The organism is Photobacterium sp. WH24, from assembly GCF_019204055.1.
GTDB lineage: Bacteria > Pseudomonadota > Gammaproteobacteria > Enterobacterales > Vibrionaceae > Photobacterium > Photobacterium arenosum.
This window is the reverse complement of the sequence record NZ_JAGSOZ010000005.1, coordinates 83,733-102,169: the sequence shown is the minus strand read 5'-3', so window position 1 is coordinate 102,169 and position 18,437 is coordinate 83,733. Positions and strand designations below refer to the sequence as shown.

Below are 18,437 nucleotides of genomic sequence, written 5' to 3'. Positions count from 1 at the left end.
AAGAAGAGTGCTGCCCTCTTTTTCGCTGGAGTGGCTTATTCCGCGAAATAGGTCTGTTCGAACTGAATATTACCGCTGGTGGACTGGCGGGAGACATCAATATTAAAACGGAAGCGTTCTTCATTGGCATGGCTCAGCTCGGCAATGTAGTAAATAGCATCGCCTTCGCGCACTTCACGGAAAGTGAGGTTTTTCTCATTGCCGACCAGATTGCGCGCCGTCCCTTTCACCTGTGCTGCCACCGCGGGTTTACCTTCGGTGCTGGTATCCAGCACTGTGACATTAATCAGGGCCGAATAACGGCTGCGCTGAATGCGGTAGTTTTTAGCGATATCCGCCGTCAGGAAGGTAGACGGAAAGGTTGAATAGTGAACTTCCAGCTCGCCGATGTTTTTAAGTTGTTCTGCCTGTGCTGGCAGGGCAAAACCTATGGTTGCAATAATAGCAATCAGTAACTGTTTCATGGTGTCGTCCTTCTGTCCTGTCGAAGTATGTCACACGGAGTAAGACCTTACATTCAAAAGGGATATGCAGTAATTGTTTAAAGTATAGAGTGGTCCGCGGACGGCGTCTTTGCGGGTATCAGAATTACAGCAAGGCGCTGACGAGCGGGGGTATGACTTGTGGCGCTTGTATCCGGACGAGTTTATGCCGGCCCGTTTCTCCTTTTTCTATGATGATTTGTCCTTTGGCTACTCTGAATTGCTTGGCCAGAAACTTGACCAGGTGGCCGTTCGCTTTGCCGTCAACCGGCGGAGCCGTGATGGCGATTTTGATCTCGTTACCATGAAGGCCGACAAATTGATCCCGGCTGGCCTTGGGTTGTACATAAAAGCGGATCATCAGATCCGCTTTATCGATACAGACAGGTGTCAGGCTCACAGCTGGAACCAGATAGGGCCAATCAGATCGCCCATCAGGATATTGGCGAAGTGCAGGCCAACAAAAAGCACCAGCACGCTCAGATCCAGGCCGCCAATGGCCGGAATGATGCGGCGGATTGGCGCTGTCATCGGCTCGGTCAGCTGATGCATCACGTATTCGATCGGGCTGCGTCCCTGGCTGACCCAGCTCAGGATGGCGCGGATCAGCAGCACCCAGAACAGCAGGCCACCGGCCGCTTTAAGCAAGGATAATCCGGCTATCCAGAACAGATCCGGGCTGAATGCCATTCCGCCATTGGTCAGCACTAATTGCAGCGCGATAAACTTTCCTACCGTGAGCAGGTAGGCAAACAGCACTGTGGCCAGATCAAGCGAGCCGATTGAAGGGATAACACGACGCAGCGGGCCGAGGACAGGCTGGGTGACTTTCACCACAAACTGGGAGAAGGGATTATAGAAATCCGCTTTGGCCCATTGCAGCCACAGTCGCAGCAGCACCACCATGATATAGAGGTCAAAGAGGGTGCTGACTAAAAAAGCAATAGCATTCATATTGTTACCTTAAAATAATTTTTCCATTTCCTGTGCGCGGCTGACAGCGGCCTGCATGGCTTTGGCTACGATATCACTAAGTTGCGCTTCATTAAATGTGCGGATTGCCTCTGCTGTGGTTCCGCCTTTTGAAGTGACCTGTTCACGCAGGGTTGACAGCTCTGTGTCCGGGCTGGCGATCACCATGCCGGCTGCGCCCAGTGCGGCCTGCTGAACCAGTTCACGCGCGGTCTCTTTGTCAAAGCCCTGACGAATCGCTTCGTTCTGCATGGCTTCCATGAACAGAAAGAAGTAAGCAGGGGCACTGCCGGCAGCGGCAATCACACCATTGATCCCTGACTCTTCTGATACCCAGCAGGTTTTGCCTACCGCCGCCATCAGGCTGTCAGAGAAATTACGATCCTGGCTGCTGACACTGGCATTGGCGTACATACCGCTCATCCCTTTACCAATCAGCGAAGGGGTATTGGGCATCACCCGCACCAGGCTGACTTTGGCTGCCAGCATGGCCTGCAGGCGCGCTACTGAGATCCCTGCCGCGATGGAGATCACCAGTTTGCCGTCAAAATCGATGGCTTGCAGCGGCTCACACACACTGGCCATTAACTGAGGTTTGACCGCCAGTACGATGACCTCGGCTTGCTGGGCGGCGCGCAGGTTATCGCTGTCGGTATGAATACCGTACTCACGAGCCAGTGGTTCACGGCGTTCGGCACTGGGCGCAGTGGCGGTGATTTTATCTGCCGGATAACCGCTGGCAACCAGGCCGGCGATGATGGAGCGGGCCATGTTACCGGCGCCGATAAAAGCGATTGAACGTTGTTCCATGAGAAATCCTTCTAAACGTAATGAGCGCCTGATGCTTCAAGCGAATTTAACTGTAATCCCTGGCGCCAAAGATAGCGGTCCCGATGCGCACCATAGTGCTGCCTGCGGCCACGGCTGCTTCCATGTCGCCGCTCATGCCCATCGACAGGGTATCCAATCTGGTGTGGGGCAGGCGTTGCTGCAAAGTGTCTCTGGCCTTTGCCAGTGCGGAAAAGGCGCTGAGCTGACTGGTATAATCGTCAGCTTTTTCCGGAATAGACATCAGCCCGCGCAGCTCTAGATTGGGTAAGGCGGCCACTTCAGCCGCCAGCTCTACCAGCTCATCAAAGTCGACCCCCGATTTGGACGCTTCGCCACTGGTGTTGACCTGAAGCAGTATTTTCAGCGGCGGCAGTGTTGCCGGACGCTGCTCGCTGAGCCGGCGGGCAATTTTGAGCCTGTCGACCGAATGCACCCAGTCGAAATGTTCGGCTATCGGGCGCGTTTTGTTGGACTGGACAGGGCCGATAAAATGCCAGACTAATTGTTGGTCAGACTGAGAAAAATACTGAATTTTCTCAACGCCTTCCTGAACATAGTTTTCGCCAAAGGCCTGTTGTCCCGCTGCAATGGCTTCAGCAATAGCGCTGACCGGTTTGGTTTTACTGACCGCCAGCAGTTGCACTGAATCTGTATCGCGGCCGCATTTTTCGCAGGCCTGCCGGATCTCGCGGGTGACCTGTGTAATATTTTGTTTGATACTACTCATAATTGATTCTTTAGGGAAAATGTATGGATATCACCGAACTACTGGACTTTAGTGTAAAGCATAACGCCTCCGATCTGCACCTTTCCGCTGGGGTATCGCCAATGATTCGGGTAGACGGTGATGTCAGGCCGCTCAGCATCCCGCCTCTGAGCCATGAAGAGGCGAACCGGCTGATCACCGACATTATGAATGACGGTCAGCGGCGTGAATATGAAGAAAGGCTGGAAGTGGATTTTTCTTTTGTCTTGCCCGATGTCGGCCGGTTTCGTGTCAATGCGTTCCAGCAGTCCCGGGGTTGTGCCGCGGTGTTCCGTACCATTCCCCAGTCTGTGCCCTCGCTGGAAACCTTGCAGGTGCCTGAGGTGTTTTATCAGGTTGCCCAGAGCCAGCGTGGCCTGGTGCTGGTAACAGGGGCAACAGGTTCAGGCAAGTCGACCACCATTGCCGCTATGGTTGATCATATTAACACCCACACCCATCGCCATATTCTGACCATTGAGGATCCGGTGGAGTTTGTTCATCAAAGTAAACGCTGCCTGATCAATCAGCGCGAAGTGCACCGTGATACCCACAGCTTTCAGAATGCGCTGCGCTCAGCGTTGCGTGAAGATCCCGATGTGATCATGGTCGGTGAATTGCGCGATCAGGAAACCATACGTTTAGCGCTGACGGCGGCCGAAACCGGCCATCTGGTACTGGGAACTCTGCACACCAGCTCGGCGGCCAAGGCGATTGACAGGATTATTGATGTCTTCCCCGGTAACGATAAAGCCATGGTGCGTTCCATGCTGTCGGAATCACTGCGGGCGGTGATCGCACAGACTCTGCTGAAATGCCCTGGCGGTGGCAGGATGGCGGCCCATGAAATCATGCTGGCAACCCCGGCGATCCGAAACCTGATCCGGGAAGATAAAGTGGCCCAGATGTATTCCATGATCCAGACCGGGGCCGGTTTGGGGATGCAAACGATGGAGCAGGCTGTTAACCGCTTAATGGCCCAAGGGTTGATTGAACCAGAGGAAGCCGCCCGGGTGGTTGAGCGAAATCAGGGATTATGAGGCAGGAAAACTAGCCATGAATTTGGATTTTATTCTCAGCCAGATGACCGACAAGCAGGCGTCTGACGTGTATCTCACTGTGGCGGCGCCCTGTCAGCTGAAAGTGAACGGGCGGCTGTGTTCACTCGGTGAATCCTTGTCGGCAGAACAGCTGACTGCTTTGTGCCAGCAGGCAATGTCTGCAGAACAATGGCAGAGCTTTGCCGGACTGAAAGAGGCGAATTTTGCGCTGGTGCGCGGTGAGCGCCGTTTTCGTATCAGTGCCTTCTGGCAGCGTGAGCAGCCGGGCATGGTGATTCGCCGTATTGAAACCGTTATTCCCGACATGGATTCCCTCAGCCTGCCTGAACCCATGAAAGCCATGGCACTGGCGAAACGGGGTTTGATTCTGGTGGTCGGGGCGACCGGCTCAGGTAAGTCAACTTCCATGGCCGCGCTGACAGGGCACAGAAACCGCCATAGCAGCGGTCATATCCTGACGGTTGAAGACCCGATAGAATTTATTCATCAGCACCAGCAATGCATAGTGACTCAGCGTGAGGTTGGCTTAGATACCGCAAGCTATGAAGTGGCATTGAAAAATTCTTTGCGTCAGGCACCGGATATGATTCTGATTGGTGAAATACGCAATCAGGAAACCATGGAGCATGCGCTCAATTTTGCCGAAACCGGTCATCTGTGCATGGCGACCCTGCATGCCAATAATGCCAATCAGGCGCTGGAACGGATACTGCATTTAATGCCGAAAGATCGCCGGGAGTCGTTTTTGTTTGATTTGTCGCTGAACCTGAAAGGGATACTGGCGCAACAGCTGATTCCCGATCCTTCCGGTGAGGGACGTCATGCGGTGTTTGAGTTACTGATCAACACGCCCAGAGTGTCGGATCTTATCCGGCGCGGAGAATTACATGAACTGAAAGCCACCATGGGCAAAGGCCGTGAGCATGGCATGATCACTTTTGATCAATCGCTGTATGCACTGTTCAGGCAAGGCAAAATCCGTGAGAACGATGCCCTCAGTTATGCCGATTCGGCTAATGACTTGCGCCTGATGATCAAAACCGGCCAGTCAGGTCAGAGCTCAGGTGGCGGGCTGGACGGGGTCACGATCCGGTTTGAGTGACAACAGTTACAGCCCGGGGAGCTTTTGCCCACCCATGATCCCAGAGCGGATCATGCTGTACGGTCTGGGATATTGTTACTCTTGAGTTAAATCTTTGTGATCCCCTTAGTGGTTTCAAAATAACCACCTTGCGCTCTGTTTGCTCGCTCTCTATATGTATATACAAATAACGTGTAGAGGGAGTGAATAACATGGAACAATCTCAGTCTCGTGTCAGTGCATCGGATGCACTGGCACGTTTCCGATTACTGTTTCTCAGTGCTGTCGGGATATTTTTCTTTTTCGTTCCAATTTCTGTGAATGGAAAATCGACGATCCCGCTGGATCATTTGGTTAGTCAAATCAAAGTCTGGCTGGGGAGCGGTGTTGCCTGGTATGCCTTTGCCATGATAGTGATAGGTGCGGTCTATCCTTTTGTCACCGGTCAATGGTCAAAGAGCCTGACAGATAAAGTTTTTTCTGTACTCAAAGTCATGGGCGCTGGCGCGGCACTGATGGCGGTAACAGGTGCAGGACCAGAGTTCCTGCACAGCAAAGACATGCTGCCGTTTCTGTTCGAGAAGCTGGTGATCTCGGTCGGGCTTATCGTTCCCGTAGGGGCTGTTTTCCTGTCGTTTCTGGTGAGCTATGGTTTGCTGGAACTGATTGGTATCCTGGTGCAGCCTGTGATGCGACCGATCTGGCGTACGCCGGGGCGCTCTGCTATTGATGCGGTTGCCTCATTCGTCGGCAGTTATTCTCTGGGGTTATTGATCACCAATAGAGTATACAAATCAGGGCAATATTCAGCGAAAGAGGCGGCGATCATCGCCACCGGCTTCTCGACCGTGTCGGCCACTTTTATGCTCATAGTGGCGAAAACCCTGGATCTGATGTCGGTATGGAACCTGTATTTCTGGGGCACTCTGGTGATCACTTTCATTGTCACCGCGATTACTGTCCGTCTGCCGCCGTTACGTCAGATGGATGAATCCGTGGCGGATCCTGAACCTGATGCCGGCAGCGAAGGGCGACTGCAGACGGCTTATCAGACCGGCATGAGTGTGGCCCGTCAGGCGCCGGCTTTGGGCGGCAATATCTTATCTACCATTAAAGACGGCCTGGTGATGACCATCTCCATCCTGCCCTCCATCATGTCTGTGGGCCTGATTGGTTTGCTGGTGGCGAAATACACCCCTGTGTTTGAGTGGCTGGGCTATCTGTTCTACCCGTTTACCGCGGTGTGGGGCATTGATGGCGCGAAAGAACTGGCGCAGGCCTCGGCATCGGGTCTGGCGGAAATGTTCCTGCCTGCTCTGCTGCTGCGCGAGGCGGAGTTTGTGGTGCGTATGGCGGCGGGCGTGATTTGTGTGTCCAGCGTGCTGTTCTTTTCCGCCTCCATTCCCTGCATTCTGTCGACCTCCATTCCGCTCAGTGTCGGGCGGCTGGTGGTGATCTGGTTTATCCGTACCGCGCTGAGTTTGCTGCTGGCGATTCCGTTTGCGATGTTTGTGGCCGGGCACATGTAAGCTTGCCATCACTCTGGCCTGATAACGTTGAGTGACAAAAAAGCCCTGAAGCGTTTGCTTTCAGGGCTTTTTTTGTCGGCTGCGTCGAGCGTTCAGGGTTTTGGGTCAGCCATGATCTCAAAACTAAAAACGCTGTACCGAGCGATCAACCGTATTGCTGTTCGAACCAGCTTTCGAGGATAACCACGGCAGACTGAGAGTCGACATTGCCTTTGCTGAGTGAGCGATAGCCACCACGGGCAAAGAGATCCGAGCGCGCTTCGACCGTACTCAAACGCTCATCATGTAATTCGACCTGGCACCCGAACCGGCCGTGCAGGCGGTTGGCAAATTTGCGGGCGCGTGGGGTGATACTTTCCAGCTCCTGGCCGTAAACATCCAGCGGCAGGCCGACCACAATCAGGTCGGGTTGCCATTCTTTCAGTAATTTTTCAATCGCTTCCCAGCTGGGAATACCGTCGTTGGCTTTGAGTGCCGAAAGGGGATTGGCTGTCCCCGTCAGTTCCTGGCCGATGGCGGCGCCAATGCTTTTGGTGCCAAAGTCGAAGGCAAGTACTGTACGAGAGGTGCTCATGAATGTCCTATTTCAGTGGATAAGTTAGCGGAATGGATACCCAGTTTGGCGACGGCTTTGTCCCAGCGTTCATTGATGGGAGTTTCAAACACGACCTTGGGATCCGCTTCCATGGTCAGCCAGCTATTGTCGGCCAGTTCCTGTTCCAGCTGACCGGCGGTCCAGCCGGCGTAGCCAAGGGCAACCAGAAATTGACTCGGCTCATCCTTGGTGCCCAGCAAAGGCAGGATATCGGTTGATGTGGTCATCTTGATCTCTTCGGTCAGATCAAGGCTGGAGCTGTATTCTTCTTTGCTGTTGTGCAGGATAAATCCCCGGTCACCGGCCACCGGGCCGCCTATCATGACAGGCTTCTCCAGGCTGGCAGGATGCGCAAGTGGCAAGTCTCGCTCCACTTTGATCTGCTCCAGCATGCTGCCGACAGACACATCAATTGGCAAATTAATGACAATGCCCATCGCGCCTTCGTCGTTATGCTCGCACACATACACCACACTGCGTTTGAAGTGCGGATCTTGCAGACTGGGCATGGCCACCAGAAAGTGATTGGTGAGATTCATCGTTCAGTCCTTACACACTCTCAGACAGGCTCTCATAATTACAGTATGAGGACTAATTGGCCTAAATGGTAAGTCTGAGAGAGATGCTGTTAAAAATGAAAACGTGACGTGTTGTCAACTTCAGCAGACAACACGTCCGGGTGGTATCAGTATCAAGCGGTTTTCAGGCGGCGTTCTATGGCATCCATCAGTTTGCCTGTAATAGAAATATCATACGCCGCTTCAATTTCGCGAATACAGGTTGGGCTGGTGACATTGATTTCAGTCAGCTTGTCGCCAATCACATCCAGGCCAACAAAAATCAGCCCTTTTTCTTTCAGTGCCGGTGCGACAGCTTCAGCAATTTTGCGATCAGTCTCGCTCAGCGGGCGGGGTTCGCCGCGGCCACCGGCGGCCAGATTGCCACGGGTTTCCCCTTCGGCCGGAATACGGGCCAGACAGTAAGGCATAGGCTCGCCGTCAACTACCAGAATGCGTTTGTCGCCGTTACTGATGTCCGGCACGAACGTTTGCGCCATACAGTAGTATTCACCGTGATTGGTCAGGGTTTCAATAATCACCGACAGGTTAGGATCCCCGGCTTTGACACGGAAGATCGACGAGCCGCCCATACCGTCCAGCGGCTTGAGAATGATATCGCCGTGTTCCTGCTGGAAGGCGCGGATCTTATCTGCCCGGCGGGTCACTATTGTGGTGGGTGTCAGCTCGGGGAACCAGGCGGTGTAGAGTTTTTCATTACAGTCACGCAGGCTCTGGGGCTTATTGACGATCAGGGTGCCCTGTTCTTCCGCGCGCTCCAGAATATAGGTGGCGTAGATGTATTCAGTATCGAACGGCGGATCTTTGCGCATCAGCACGGCATCGAGCTCGCTCAGTTCGATTTCCTGCTCACAGTGGAAGCTGAACCAGTCGTTCGGATCTTCCTGCAATTTGACGATCCGGGTCCGGGCGATTGCTTTGCCTTGCTCCAGAGACAGATCAGCCATTTCCATATAATGGATTTCCCAGCCGCGACGCTGCGCTTCAAGCATCATCGCAAAGCTGGAATCCTTTTTGATGGTAATGGACTGGATGGGATCCATCACAATACCCAATTTGATCATGTCTTTTCTCCTTGGTTAGCCAAGATCGCCAAAGCGGACCTGTAGCGCAGTTATCGCCGTCATAGCGGCAGTTTCAGTTCTGAGAACCCGGGGACCCAGCAGCACTTCGCTGAACCGGAACGTTTCAGTCATACTGATTTCCTGCTCCGACAGACCGCCTTCCGGCCCGATCAGCAGACGGACCCGGGTGACAGGTGCGGGCAGGGTATTTATGGAATATTGGGCTCTTGGGTGCAAATTCAACTTCAGGCCGTCAAATTCTTCCGCGCACCAGTCTTCCAGTTTCATCACAGGACGGATTTCCGGCACCACATTGCGGCCGCATTGCTCGCAGGCGCTGATGGCGATTTTTTGCCACTGTGACAGTTTCTTATCGAACCTGTCCTGAGTCAGTTTGACACCACAGCGCTCTGAGATCAGCGGCGTAATGCTGTTGACGCCCAGCTCGACAGATTTCTGAATCGTGAATTCCATCTTATCGCCGCGGGAAATCACCTGGCCCAAGTGCAGATCCAAAGGGGACTCCACACTGTGCTCAATACGGGCAGAAATCTCTACTTCGACATGTTTTTTACCGGCTTCGGTAATGACAGCCGGGAATTCAGCATTGCTGCCGTCGAACAACAGAATTTCCTGGCCTGGCTGCATCCGCATCACGCGGCCGACATGGTTGGCGGCGTCGTCACTTAATGGCACTCTACCGCTTGCCGGCAGGGTCTCAGGATGGAAAATACGTGGCACTCTCATAGTATTAAATTCGTTGGCTTTGATGGTTATTCCTGGCGTCAGTATATCAAGCTTGGCGGCAATGTACCGAACATTGCACAGTGCCGAATACTGCGCGATGAAACACAGCGGAAGCGCGCTGAAGTGTTATCTCGCGCAAAAGCTGCATAAGCCGACATTGATGCGGCTCATAACTCCGGCAAAAAGTCAGTGGGATTGAAACCCGTATCACCTAAAATGCCTGCTTTGTTGCACAGGGGACATAACAAAAATGACAATAACACAAGGAACGCACAGACTGGCGCTCCTTATGGCGGCGGTGCTGGCGGCGGGCTGTGGCGGCGACGGTAAGTCTGGCGAGCGCAGCCTGAATGTGGATGGCGATCCTTTGCTGGCCAGCCTGCAGCCGTATCTGAGCTCTAGTCAGTACGGGTTGGCAGCCGAAGATTGTGCTGTCATCTATAAACAGAGGCAGTCCTGCCAGTTGCAGGATATCGCACCGCTCGGCTATGACATTCAGGGCGATCTGACGCCGGACGACATTGCCCAGCGATTGCTGGTATCCCATGGCTGGATGGGGGACAGCTTTATGGATGTGGTGCGTGACTTACCGCAGGATGTGCTGAATCTGTTTAAGCCACTCAATGTCATTGTACTCAGCCTTGATATCCGCCCGTCTTTCTATCACACAGATACTGCAGGGATATATATCGATCCGCGGTATCTGTGGCGCAATCAGGCGGAATGGAATGACATTTATCAGCAGCAAGATTACCGCTCCGGGTTTGCAGATGTCCTGCCGTTTCTGGCTTTACAACGTTATGTGTACAGCAATGGTGATTATGTTACTTACAGCAATACCTTCGATGAGTACGACAATTACTGGCGGAGCAAATCAGAAATAGCGCCGGGACTGTTTAATCTGCTGGTCCATGAGCTGGCTCATGCCAACGACTTCCTGCCGCCGGATCAACTCAGTGTGCTGGATGTGTCAACCAGCATAGGTAAAAACATCAAGCAGATTAAAGGCAACTGGATTCAGACATCATTGCAACAAGCCCATGCGCTTTCAGCAGACAGTTTACAGTTGATGGCTGAGAGCTATTTTGGCGGCGCCTCGGCGTCAACGACCATGTCGCCTGAGCAGGCAGGATCGGCATTCGAGCCTGATGGTGGCGCCGATTTTTACGGCTATTACACCGGCGCAGAAGATGTCGCCATGCTGTTTGAAGCTTATATGATGTGGCGGGAATATGAGGCGGTCTCTGATGTGGCGTTTACGTCCTCACCCAAGGTTGAAAATTACAGTTGTGATGATTTGATTATTGGCTGGGGGCAGCGCAACCGGCTGGCGCAGAAAGAGGTTGTGCCGCGCGCCAGGCTGGTATCGGAGAGTATCTTACAGCAGGATCTGAGCGCTGAATTTGCATCAATAGCCAGTTCAATGCCGGTGGATCTGCCGTACGGCTATGGATGGTGCCAGGCGCGGACTGCTGTGATGTCGGCCCGATTTGAGCGTTTCAATCGCCAGGCGCCGGTTGCCGATAACAGCCAGCGTTACCTGGATGAGATGCTGCGTCACTAAGCACTAAGCATTAAGCATTAAGCATTAAGCATAGGCAAACGGCTGAGAGCCCCTGATCTCAGCCGTGGTTAGATCAAAGTCCTGCTTGCTGACAGGCTTCCAGCACAAAGCCGTTATGCTTGTGCTGGATGTTGGCAATACGTCGATCCCTTTCGCATTCCCAGGGGCTGACCGGGTAAGTCTTATGCCAGGCCTGCATCAGCTGGCGCTGACTTTTCGCCAGACGGAAGCGGTATTCCTGCTCCATATATAGATAGGTGCGGGCAATGGCTCCTCGGGCACGGGGTGGCGGATCCACCCGGCGGTTTTTGAAATCAACTTTCACTTCGCACTGGCCGTAGAAAGCACCGTCATGTTCACGCCAGGGGGCAAAGCGATAGTTCGAGCGATCGCCGTTCACCTCGCCAATGGCCGGGGTCAGGTTATGCATGTCGGCTTCCATCCGGCTGAATGTCGGATCTTTACGGCAGTTTTTACGTCCGCCATCCTGCCAGCATTGCAACTGATGGCCAAATTGCCAGGCAGGCACCACGTGCTCCCACTCAATCCGGCTGGCACGCGTCTCCTGCTTGCGAACCTGATAGCCGCAGCTGTTCAGATCCGGGATTCCCTTTTTCCCTTGCCATTCAATCCGGCAGCCGCAGTAAAAGCTCTCGTTGTGATCCTGATAAATGTTTACCAGCAGTTTTTTTGCTTTGGAGAAGTTGTGCGGTGGGTCTGCCAATACGGGAGAGGGCAGGGCACTGACGCTTAGCAGTACGGCAGTCATTAGCCATTTCAGCTTGATTAACATGGGATTTCCGGTGACTGAATGTATGGATGATGATGTTATCAGTACCGGAATTTTTTAGAAGTGTTTCACGTTATCTGTGTGTAAAAAATCAAATTTTCAATTTCACTGCGACGCATTTCCAGTAACAGGCATCAAAGGCTGGTGGCATTGCATGCAGTGATAGATGGCTTGCTGACGCAGAATCTTATTATGCCGTCTGACAGTGAGCTGATGCTCCCGGCACTGGCAGCGGTAGGGGAAAGTACGCCCGCTTACAGAAGAGATATCGAAGCTGTGGGTGGTGCGCGCCGGCACATTGAACACCTCAGTCATCATTTTTTGCCATTCAGGGCCATGTGGACGCACTTTGCCGTGACAGGCAAAAGTGAGCAGATGGGCGAGTTCATGGGGAACCACTTCGGCCAGAAAAGCGTGCGGGTTTTCTGCCAGTAATACCGGGTTATAGCGGATCTCCCAGCTTTGCATCCGGGCACTGCCAGCAATTTTACCGCGCTGGGTAAAGCGGATTGCCGGATCTGGAAACTGTTTGCCAAGCTTGTTTTCAGCCCGGCGAAGGCAGGAGAGGGTACGTTCAATAATGGCTTGCTGTAGTGAGTCCATGATGCTGAAAGGTGAACAAACAAGGGGTTCAGTATGTAAGGTCTGGCGCTGATTTTCTACCTTCGATGGCCTGAAATGCGTTTTGTACAGCAGTGACAGTTTTTAGAACATAGGTGTTCAAAACCTCCGGAAGCTGTACAGGTACAGATGATCAGCTTTTCGGGCGATTGGATCATGGGAAGTAAATAACACTAAAATATGTTTATTTTTATATTGTTATCTGTTTTTACGAGAGGGGTGAGCAGCTTGGTCTGCTTTTAGATCATAGGTGGTCAAAAGCTGAAAGAGCTGTACAGGGGAGCGGGGCGGTGAGAAAGAAAAGCAATGAAAAAGGAAGCCGAAGCTTCCTTTTTCACGAGTAAGAATCACAGCCTTGCAGATTCGATTACTTGATGTTGGCGTAATCGCGCAGCAGCTCTGCTTTGTCGGTTTTTTCCCAAGGGAATTCTTCGCGACCAAAGTGACCGTATGCCGCTGTTTTCTTGTAGATAGGCTGCAGCAGATCCAGCATTTCGATCAGGCCGTATGGGCGCAGGTCGAAGTGGTGACGAACGGCTTCAACGATCAGGTCGTGAGAGACCTTCTCTGTACCAAAAGTTTCCACCATGATGGATGTTGGATCGGCAATACCGATAGCGTACGACAGCTGGATTTCACAACGGTCAGCCAGGCCAGCTGCGACTATGTTCTTCGCCACATAACGGGCGGCGTAGGCCGCACTGCGATCCACTTTTGATGGATCTTTACCAGAGAAGGCACCACCGCCGTGACGCGCTGCACCGCCGTAGGTATCGACGATGATTTTACGGCCAGTCAGGCCACAGTCGCCCATTGGACCACCGATCACAAAGCGGCCGGTTGGGTTGATGAAGTACTTGGTGTCTTTGTTCAACCACTCTGCCGGCAGAACCGGTTTGATGATTTCTTCCATCACAGCTTCTTGCAGCACAGGAAGTTCAATGCTGTCACAGTGCTGAGTCGACAGAACAACGGCATCGATACCCACGATTTTGCCCTGGTCATAAGCAAAGGTGACCTGGCTTTTGGCATCCGGGCGCAGCCATGGCAGCGTACCGTTTTTACGGACTTTAGCCTGACGCTCAACCAGACGGTGAGCATAAGTGACAGGGGCCGGCATCAGCACTTCAGTTTCGTTGGTGGCGTAACCGAACATAATCCCCTGATCGCCTGCACCCAGATCTTTCGGGTCGCTGCGGTCAACACCCTGGTTAATATCAGGAGACTGCTTACCAATTGCGCTCAGTACGGCACAAGAGTTGGCATCAAAGCCCATGTCTGAATGGACGTAACCAATTTCACGCACCGTCTGACGGGTCAGCTCTTCGATATCCACCCAAGCTGTGGTAGTGATTTCACCACCGACCATGACCATGCCGGTTTTTACGTAAGTCTCACACGCAACACGTGCTTTCGGGTCTTGTTCTAAGATCGCATCCAGGACTGCATCTGAGATCTGGTCTGCAATTTTATCTGGATGGCCTTCCGATACCGACTCAGAAGTAAACAGGTGTTTCGCCATGAGTATTCTCACTATTAGAAAAACTTTAAAGGTGATTGGAGGTGTGATTTTCAGCAGTCTGAGTGATTAATCATCAGTCTGTATGTATAGAGCTACCTCCGTCTAGACGGCTATAATAACTTGTATGGGATCAAAATCAACAACTAGATATGTGTGGAAATAAGATAATTTTCAGCCAAACGATTATCTTCATCATGTGGTTTGTAATCTTACTAGTTAATAATATTGGTTTTAACTAAAAATTCAGACTATTTACCTTCTTTGTGAGTTGACAGCCCCTTCTTCTCTTTGCGAAATGCGTTCCGGCCTCTTGATGGATCGGCGCGTATTGCGATCAAAACCGCGATTGCCTGATTGAACGTCGGTGATTTACTGCTCGGACCAATTGTTATTGATAGGTTGCAGAAAAATTATTTCGAACAATGAAAAAAATACGCCAGACGGGAGCTTTATTTATTCCGATAAAGCACTATTTATATATCTGTTATAAGGAAGGATGTAGTTACAGCGGGCGTATTTACTGGCATTGCGCTACGCTCGCAGACAATCGTTCTGGGGAGTGAGGCGGGTCACAATTAGGATGAATCTCGTTAACGCTTGGTATACACTAGAGCGGCTTTTCACTTACGTAGCACGGATATGATATTACGAGTCGCAATTAATGGATTTGGCCGTATCGGCCGCAGTGTACTGCGGGCCTTGTATGAAAGCGGCAAACACCACCAGATAAAAGTCGTGGCAGTGAATGAACTGGCTCAGCCTGAAGCTATGGCACATCTGCTTCAGTATGATTCTAGTCATGGTCGCTTTGGTCGCAAGGTCAGCCATGATCAGGAACATCTGTTCATTGCCGATGGTCAGAGTGAAGACGCGATTCGTATTCTTCATCTCAATGATATCCAGTTGCTCCCGTGGCGGGATCTGGAAGTGGATATCGTTCTGGACTGTACCGGGGTGTACGGCTCAAGAGCCGATGGTGAAGCCCATATTCAGGCCGGTGCCAAGAAAGTCCTGTTTTCCCATCCTGCAGCTAACGACATAGATAACACCATCATCTTCGGTGTTAACCAAGACAGCCTGTCACCTCAAGATCGCATTGTTTCCAACGGTTCCTGTACCACCAACTGCATTGTTCCTGTGATTAAAGTGCTTGATGAAGCTTTCGGCATTGAATCCGGCACTATCACAACGATTCATTCAGCCATGAATGACCAGCAGGTGATCGATGCCTACCATACTGACCTGCGCCGGACACGCGCCGCGAGCCAGTCGATCATTCCGGTAGACACAAAATTACACTTAGGTATAGGCCGTATTTTCCCTAAATTTGCGGATAAATTTGAGGCGATTTCAGTCAGGGTTCCTACAATTAACGTCACCGCGATGGATCTGAGCGTTACGGTGAAGACTAATGTCTCGGTTAATGATGTAAATCAAGCCCTGGCCGAGGCTGCCAGGTGTACATTGACGGATATTGTCGATTACACCACAGCGCCACTTGTTTCTGTTGACTTCAATCATGATCCCCACAGCGCCATTGTTGATGGCACCCAGACGCGTGTCAGCAATCAGCACCTGCTGAAATTGCTGATTTGGTGCGACAACGAATGGGGATTTGCAAACCGAATGCTGGATACAGCACTGGTGATGCATCAGGTCAGTGGTCAGCTGAAAGACGTTTCTGAATTTCCCAGCCAGGCAAAATCGCAGGGCTGAACATATTTATCATTTACACAGTAAGACTATTGAGAGGACAAACCATGTCTGTAATCAAGATGACTGAGCTGGATCTGGCCGGTAAACGCGTGCTGATCCGTGCCGATCTGAACGTGCCAGTAAAAGCAGGTAAAGTAACTTCTGATGCACGTATCCTGGCATCTCTGCCTACGATCAAGCAATGCCTGGCAGCAGGCGCAAAGGTAATGGTTACCTCTCACCTGGGTCGCCCGACCGAAGGTGAATATGCTGACGAGTTCTCTCTGCAGCCTGTAGTGAACTATCTGCAAGACGCGCTCGACTGTGATGTGACGCTGGCGAAAGATTACCTGAATGGTCTGGATCTGAATGCAGGCGAGCTGGTAGTACTGGAAAACGTTCGCTTTAACGTGGGCGAGAAGAAGAATGACGAAGCACTGTCCAAGCAATACGCGGCACTGTGTGACGTGTTTGTGATGGATGCATTCGGTACGGCGCACCGTGCCCAGGCATCTACTCACGGTGTGGGCATGTTTGCCCCTGTGGCTTGTGCAGGCCCGCTGCTGGCTGCGGAACTGGACGCTCTGGGTAAGGCGCTGGGTAATCCGGCTCGTCCTATGGTGGCGATTGTTGGCGGATCTAAAGTGTCGACCAAACTGACCGTGCTGGAGTCACTGGCGAAGATTGCCGATCAGGTTGTGGTGGGTGGCGGTATCGCAAACACCTTTATTGCGGCTGAAGGCCATGGCGTCGGTAAATCTCTGTACGAAGCCGAACTGCTTGACACAGCGAAAGCGCTGATGGAGCAAACTAATGTGCCGGTTGCGACTGACGTAGTCTGCGCCAAAGAATTCTCTGACACGGCTGAAGCCACCATTAAGTCTGCTTCTGATATTGCAGAAGACGACATGGTGCTGGATATCGGTCCGGATTCTGCTGCTGAGCTGGCTCGCATTATCAAAGAAGCCAAAACTATTTTGTGGAACGGCCCGGTCGGCGTGTTCGAGATTGAGCAATTTGGTAAAGGTACTGAAGTCGTAGCGCAAGCGATTGCCGATTCTGAAGGTTTCTCTATTGCCGGTGGCGGCGATACGCTGGCAGCCATTGATAAGTACGGTATCAAAGATAAAGTGTCTTACATCTCAACCGGTGGCGGTGCGTTCCTGGAGTTTGTAGAAGGCAAAAAACTGCCGGCAGTTGCTATGCTGGAAGAACGAGCGAAAGCCTGATAACAGCGGCGCTGGGCTTGCTCGGCGCCTGGAATATGCTGTGTGTGGTGTGAACATTAACCGTTTGGCCGCACACATTAGCAATGAGTTTATCTTTAAACCCAGACAACAAAGCTAAAAGCTAATAGGACTATTGTTATGTCTAAGATCTTCGACTTCGTAAAACCTGGTGTGATTTCTGGCGACGACGTACAGAAAGTATTTGCAGTAGCAAAAGAAAACCAATTTGCTCTGCCAGCGGTTAACGTAGTTAACACGGACTCTATCAACGCAGTGCTTGAAGCTGCCGCGAAAGTGAAAGCCCCTGTTGTTGTTCAGTTCTCAAACGGCGGTGCAGGTTTCTTTGCCGGTAAAGGCCTGAAGCTGGAAGGTCAGAACGGCCCGATCCTGGGTGCGATTGCGGGTGCAAAATATGTTCACGCCGTGGCTGAAACTTACGGTGTGCCAGTGATCCTGCACACTGACCATGCGGCGAAAAAACTGCTGCCATGGATCGATGGTCTGCTGGACGCCGGTGAAAAGCACTTTGCGGAAACAGGCAAACCTCTGTTCTCTTCGCACATGATTGACCTGTCTGAAGAGTCTTTGGAAGAAAACATCGAAATCTGTGCCAAGTACCTTGAGCGCATGAGCAAGATGAACATGACGCTGGAAATTGAACTGGGTTGTACCGGTGGTGAAGAAGACGGTGTAGATAACTCTCACCTGGACCAATCTTCTCTGTACACTCAGCCAGAAGATGTTGCGTACGCTTATGAGAAACTGAATGCTATCAGCCCGCGTTTCACTATCGCAGCGTCATTCGGTAACGTACACGGTGTTTATAAGCCAGGAAACGTGGTTCTTACGCCAACTATCCTGCGTGATTCTCAAGCGTATTGTTCTGAGAAGTTCGGTATTGAGTCTAATGCGCTGAACTTTGTATTCCACGGTGGTTCAGGTTCTTCTCTGGAAGAAATCCGCGAATCTATCGGCTACGGTGTGATCAAAATGAACATCGATACTGATACTCAGTGGGCAACCTGGAACGGTATCCGTGAGTACTACCTGGAAAACGAAGCTTACCTGCAGGGCCAGATCGGTAACCCAACCGGTGAAGATGCACCTAACAAGAAATACTATGATCCACGCGTATGGCTGCGTAAAGGTCAGGATTCTATGGTTAAGCGCCTGGAACAAGCTTTCTCTGATCTGAATGCAGTAGACGTGCTGTAATTTGTCACTCTGAGCAGATTAGATTGTAAAAAGCCCGCTTTGCGGGCTTTTTTATTTGGTTTAATAGCAAGAGCTGAATAAAGTTACCTTAAACCGCATAAAAAAATCTTGCTTGT

At 51.8% G+C, this 18,437-nt stretch carries 19 protein-coding genes; 7 read left to right on the top strand and 12 right to left on the bottom strand.

The annotated features are described in order from the left end of the window. Positions 1 to 35: 35 nt before the first annotated feature. The 5 genes from KCG43_RS08015 to KCG43_RS07995 all read right to left on the bottom strand — a co-directional run bounded on the left by KCG43_RS08015 (position 36) and on the right by KCG43_RS07995 (position 3,012). On the bottom strand, positions 36 to 464 hold the full coding sequence (locus KCG43_RS08015; RefSeq protein ID WP_192015765.1) for a DUF4426 domain-containing protein: 429 nt from the start codon (positions 462 to 464) through the stop codon (positions 36 to 38). A gap of 124 nt (positions 465 to 588) precedes the next feature. Next, positions 589 to 843 (bottom strand): DUF167 family protein YggU, encoded by a 255-nt coding sequence (gene yggU, locus KCG43_RS08010; protein WP_218384392.1) that lies wholly within the window; start codon positions 841 to 843, stop codon positions 589 to 591. A gap of 35 nt (positions 844 to 878) precedes the next feature. After that, positions 879 to 1,436, bottom strand: coding sequence for a YggT family protein (locus tag KCG43_RS08005; protein ID WP_192015764.1), 558 nt, complete (start codon positions 1,434 to 1,436; stop codon positions 879 to 881). Positions 1,437 to 1,445: 9 nt separating this feature from the next. Further along, positions 1,446 to 2,264: a pyrroline-5-carboxylate reductase gene (gene proC, locus KCG43_RS08000; protein WP_192015763.1), complete on the bottom strand. Its 819-nt coding sequence runs from the start codon at positions 2,262 to 2,264 to the stop codon at positions 1,446 to 1,448. 46 nt (positions 2,265 to 2,310) lie between these two features. Further along, positions 2,311 to 3,012 (bottom strand): YggS family pyridoxal phosphate-dependent enzyme, encoded by a 702-nt coding sequence (locus tag KCG43_RS07995; RefSeq protein WP_218384278.1) that lies wholly within the window; start codon positions 3,010 to 3,012, stop codon positions 2,311 to 2,313. A gap of 23 nt (positions 3,013 to 3,035) precedes the next feature. Between KCG43_RS07995 and KCG43_RS07990 the strand changes: the two genes are divergently transcribed. The 3 genes from KCG43_RS07990 to KCG43_RS07980 all read left to right on the top strand — a co-directional run bounded on the left by KCG43_RS07990 (position 3,036) and on the right by KCG43_RS07980 (position 6,701). Next, the gene (locus KCG43_RS07990; RefSeq protein ID WP_192015761.1) at positions 3,036 to 4,070 is read left to right on the top strand and encodes a type IV pilus twitching motility protein PilT; all 1,035 of its coding nucleotides are present in this window, start codon (positions 3,036 to 3,038) and stop codon (positions 4,068 to 4,070) included. A 16-nt stretch (positions 4,071 to 4,086) separates the two neighbouring features. After that, on the top strand, positions 4,087 to 5,193 hold the full coding sequence (locus tag KCG43_RS07985) for a PilT/PilU family type 4a pilus ATPase (protein ID WP_218384275.1): 1,107 nt from the start codon (positions 4,087 to 4,089) through the stop codon (positions 5,191 to 5,193). A gap of 191 nt (positions 5,194 to 5,384) precedes the next feature. Beyond that, positions 5,385 to 6,701 (top strand): YjiH family protein, encoded by a 1,317-nt coding sequence (locus KCG43_RS07980; protein WP_218384273.1) that lies wholly within the window; start codon positions 5,385 to 5,387, stop codon positions 6,699 to 6,701. 145 nt (positions 6,702 to 6,846) lie between these two features. Here the strand turns inward: KCG43_RS07980 and ruvX are convergent, their stop codons facing one another. From ruvX to rsmE, 4 genes are all read right to left on the bottom strand, one after another. Next, entirely contained in the window at positions 6,847 to 7,275 is a 429-nt protein-coding gene (gene ruvX, locus KCG43_RS07975) for a Holliday junction resolvase RuvX (RefSeq protein ID WP_027253606.1), read from the bottom strand. Continuing rightward, positions 7,272 to 7,835 (bottom strand): YqgE/AlgH family protein, encoded by a 564-nt coding sequence (locus KCG43_RS07970; protein ID WP_027253605.1) that lies wholly within the window; start codon positions 7,833 to 7,835, stop codon positions 7,272 to 7,274. The genes ruvX and KCG43_RS07970 overlap by 4 nt, the downstream gene beginning before the upstream one ends. Positions 7,836 to 7,987: 152 nt before the next feature. Further along, the gene (gene gshB, locus KCG43_RS07965) at positions 7,988 to 8,938 is read right to left on the bottom strand and encodes a glutathione synthase (RefSeq protein ID WP_218384271.1); all 951 of its coding nucleotides are present in this window, start codon (positions 8,936 to 8,938) and stop codon (positions 7,988 to 7,990) included. 15 nt (positions 8,939 to 8,953) lie between these two features. Further along, positions 8,954 to 9,685, bottom strand: coding sequence for a 16S rRNA (uracil(1498)-N(3))-methyltransferase (rsmE, locus tag KCG43_RS07960; RefSeq protein WP_218384269.1), 732 nt, complete (start codon positions 9,683 to 9,685; stop codon positions 8,954 to 8,956). A 250-nt stretch (positions 9,686 to 9,935) separates the two neighbouring features. On the opposite strand from rsmE, the gene KCG43_RS07955 reads away from it, so the two are divergent. Continuing rightward, on the top strand, positions 9,936 to 11,249 hold the full coding sequence (locus KCG43_RS07955) for a hypothetical protein (protein WP_218384267.1): 1,314 nt from the start codon (positions 9,936 to 9,938) through the stop codon (positions 11,247 to 11,249). Positions 11,250 to 11,322: 73 nt separating this feature from the next. Here KCG43_RS07955 and KCG43_RS07950 read toward each other — a convergent pair whose 3' ends face one another. The 3 genes from KCG43_RS07950 to metK all read right to left on the bottom strand — a co-directional run bounded on the left by KCG43_RS07950 (position 11,323) and on the right by metK (position 14,182). After that, positions 11,323 to 12,030 (bottom strand): endonuclease, encoded by a 708-nt coding sequence (locus tag KCG43_RS07950; protein ID WP_370630674.1) that lies wholly within the window; start codon positions 12,028 to 12,030, stop codon positions 11,323 to 11,325. A 114-nt stretch (positions 12,031 to 12,144) separates the two neighbouring features. Continuing rightward, positions 12,145 to 12,642, bottom strand: a complete 498-nt coding sequence (locus KCG43_RS07945) for a SprT family zinc-dependent metalloprotease (protein ID WP_218384263.1) — start codon at positions 12,640 to 12,642, stop codon at positions 12,145 to 12,147. 385 nt (positions 12,643 to 13,027) lie between these two features. Next, positions 13,028 to 14,182: a methionine adenosyltransferase gene (metK, locus tag KCG43_RS07940; RefSeq protein ID WP_218384261.1), complete on the bottom strand. Its 1,155-nt coding sequence runs from the start codon at positions 14,180 to 14,182 to the stop codon at positions 13,028 to 13,030. Between the two features lie 642 nt (positions 14,183 to 14,824). Here metK and epd point away from each other — a divergent pair. From epd to fbaA, 3 genes are all read left to right on the top strand, one after another. Continuing rightward, positions 14,825 to 15,898 carry an erythrose-4-phosphate dehydrogenase gene (gene epd / locus KCG43_RS07935; RefSeq protein ID WP_192015901.1) on the top strand — a complete coding sequence of 358 codons (1,074 nt, stop codon included), beginning with the start codon at positions 14,825 to 14,827 and terminating at the stop codon, positions 15,896 to 15,898. A 44-nt stretch (positions 15,899 to 15,942) separates the two neighbouring features. Next, entirely contained in the window at positions 15,943 to 17,106 is a 1,164-nt protein-coding gene (locus KCG43_RS07930; protein WP_192015753.1) for a phosphoglycerate kinase, read from the top strand. 138 nt (positions 17,107 to 17,244) lie between these two features. Beyond that, the gene (gene fbaA / locus KCG43_RS07925; RefSeq protein WP_027253596.1) at positions 17,245 to 18,321 is read left to right on the top strand and encodes a class II fructose-bisphosphate aldolase; all 1,077 of its coding nucleotides are present in this window, start codon (positions 17,245 to 17,247) and stop codon (positions 18,319 to 18,321) included. Positions 18,322 to 18,437 lie beyond the last annotated feature (116 nt).

Coding starts and splice junctions, on each gene's coding strand:
- fbaA (WP_027253596.1), top strand. CDS start 17,245: ATGTCTAAGATCTTCGACTTCGTAAAACCTGGTGTGATTTCTGGCGAC.
- metK (WP_218384261.1), bottom strand. CDS start 14,182: ATGGCGAAACACCTGTTTACTTCTGAGTCGGTATCGGAAGGCCATCCA.
- KCG43_RS07980 (WP_218384273.1), top strand. CDS start 5,385: ATGGAACAATCTCAGTCTCGTGTCAGTGCATCGGATGCACTGGCACGT.
- KCG43_RS07995 (WP_218384278.1), bottom strand. CDS start 3,012: ATGAGTAGTATCAAACAAAATATTACACAGGTCACCCGCGAGATCCGG.
- KCG43_RS07970 (WP_027253605.1), bottom strand. CDS start 7,835: ATGAATCTCACCAATCACTTTCTGGTGGCCATGCCCAGTCTGCAAGAT.
- gshB (WP_218384271.1), bottom strand. CDS start 8,938: ATGATCAAATTGGGTATTGTGATGGATCCCATCCAGTCCATTACCATC.
- proC (WP_192015763.1), bottom strand. CDS start 2,264: ATGGAACAACGTTCAATCGCTTTTATCGGCGCCGGTAACATGGCCCGC.
- KCG43_RS08005 (WP_192015764.1), bottom strand. CDS start 1,436: ATGAATGCTATTGCTTTTTTAGTCAGCACCCTCTTTGACCTCTATATC.
- rsmE (WP_218384269.1), bottom strand. CDS start 9,685: ATGAGAGTGCCACGTATTTTCCATCCTGAGACCCTGCCGGCAAGCGGT.
- KCG43_RS07990 (WP_192015761.1), top strand. CDS start 3,036: ATGGATATCACCGAACTACTGGACTTTAGTGTAAAGCATAACGCCTCC.
- KCG43_RS07955 (WP_218384267.1), top strand. CDS start 9,936: ATGACAATAACACAAGGAACGCACAGACTGGCGCTCCTTATGGCGGCG.
- yggU (WP_218384392.1), bottom strand. CDS start 843: ATGATCCGCTTTTATGTACAACCCAAGGCCAGCCGGGATCAATTTGTC.
- KCG43_RS07985 (WP_218384275.1), top strand. CDS start 4,087: ATGAATTTGGATTTTATTCTCAGCCAGATGACCGACAAGCAGGCGTCT.
- KCG43_RS07945 (WP_218384263.1), bottom strand. CDS start 12,642: ATGGACTCACTACAGCAAGCCATTATTGAACGTACCCTCTCCTGCCTT.
- KCG43_RS07930 (WP_192015753.1), top strand. CDS start 15,943: ATGTCTGTAATCAAGATGACTGAGCTGGATCTGGCCGGTAAACGCGTG.
- ruvX (WP_027253606.1), bottom strand. CDS start 7,275: ATGAGCACCTCTCGTACAGTACTTGCCTTCGACTTTGGCACCAAAAGC.
- KCG43_RS08015 (WP_192015765.1), bottom strand. CDS start 464: ATGAAACAGTTACTGATTGCTATTATTGCAACCATAGGTTTTGCCCTG.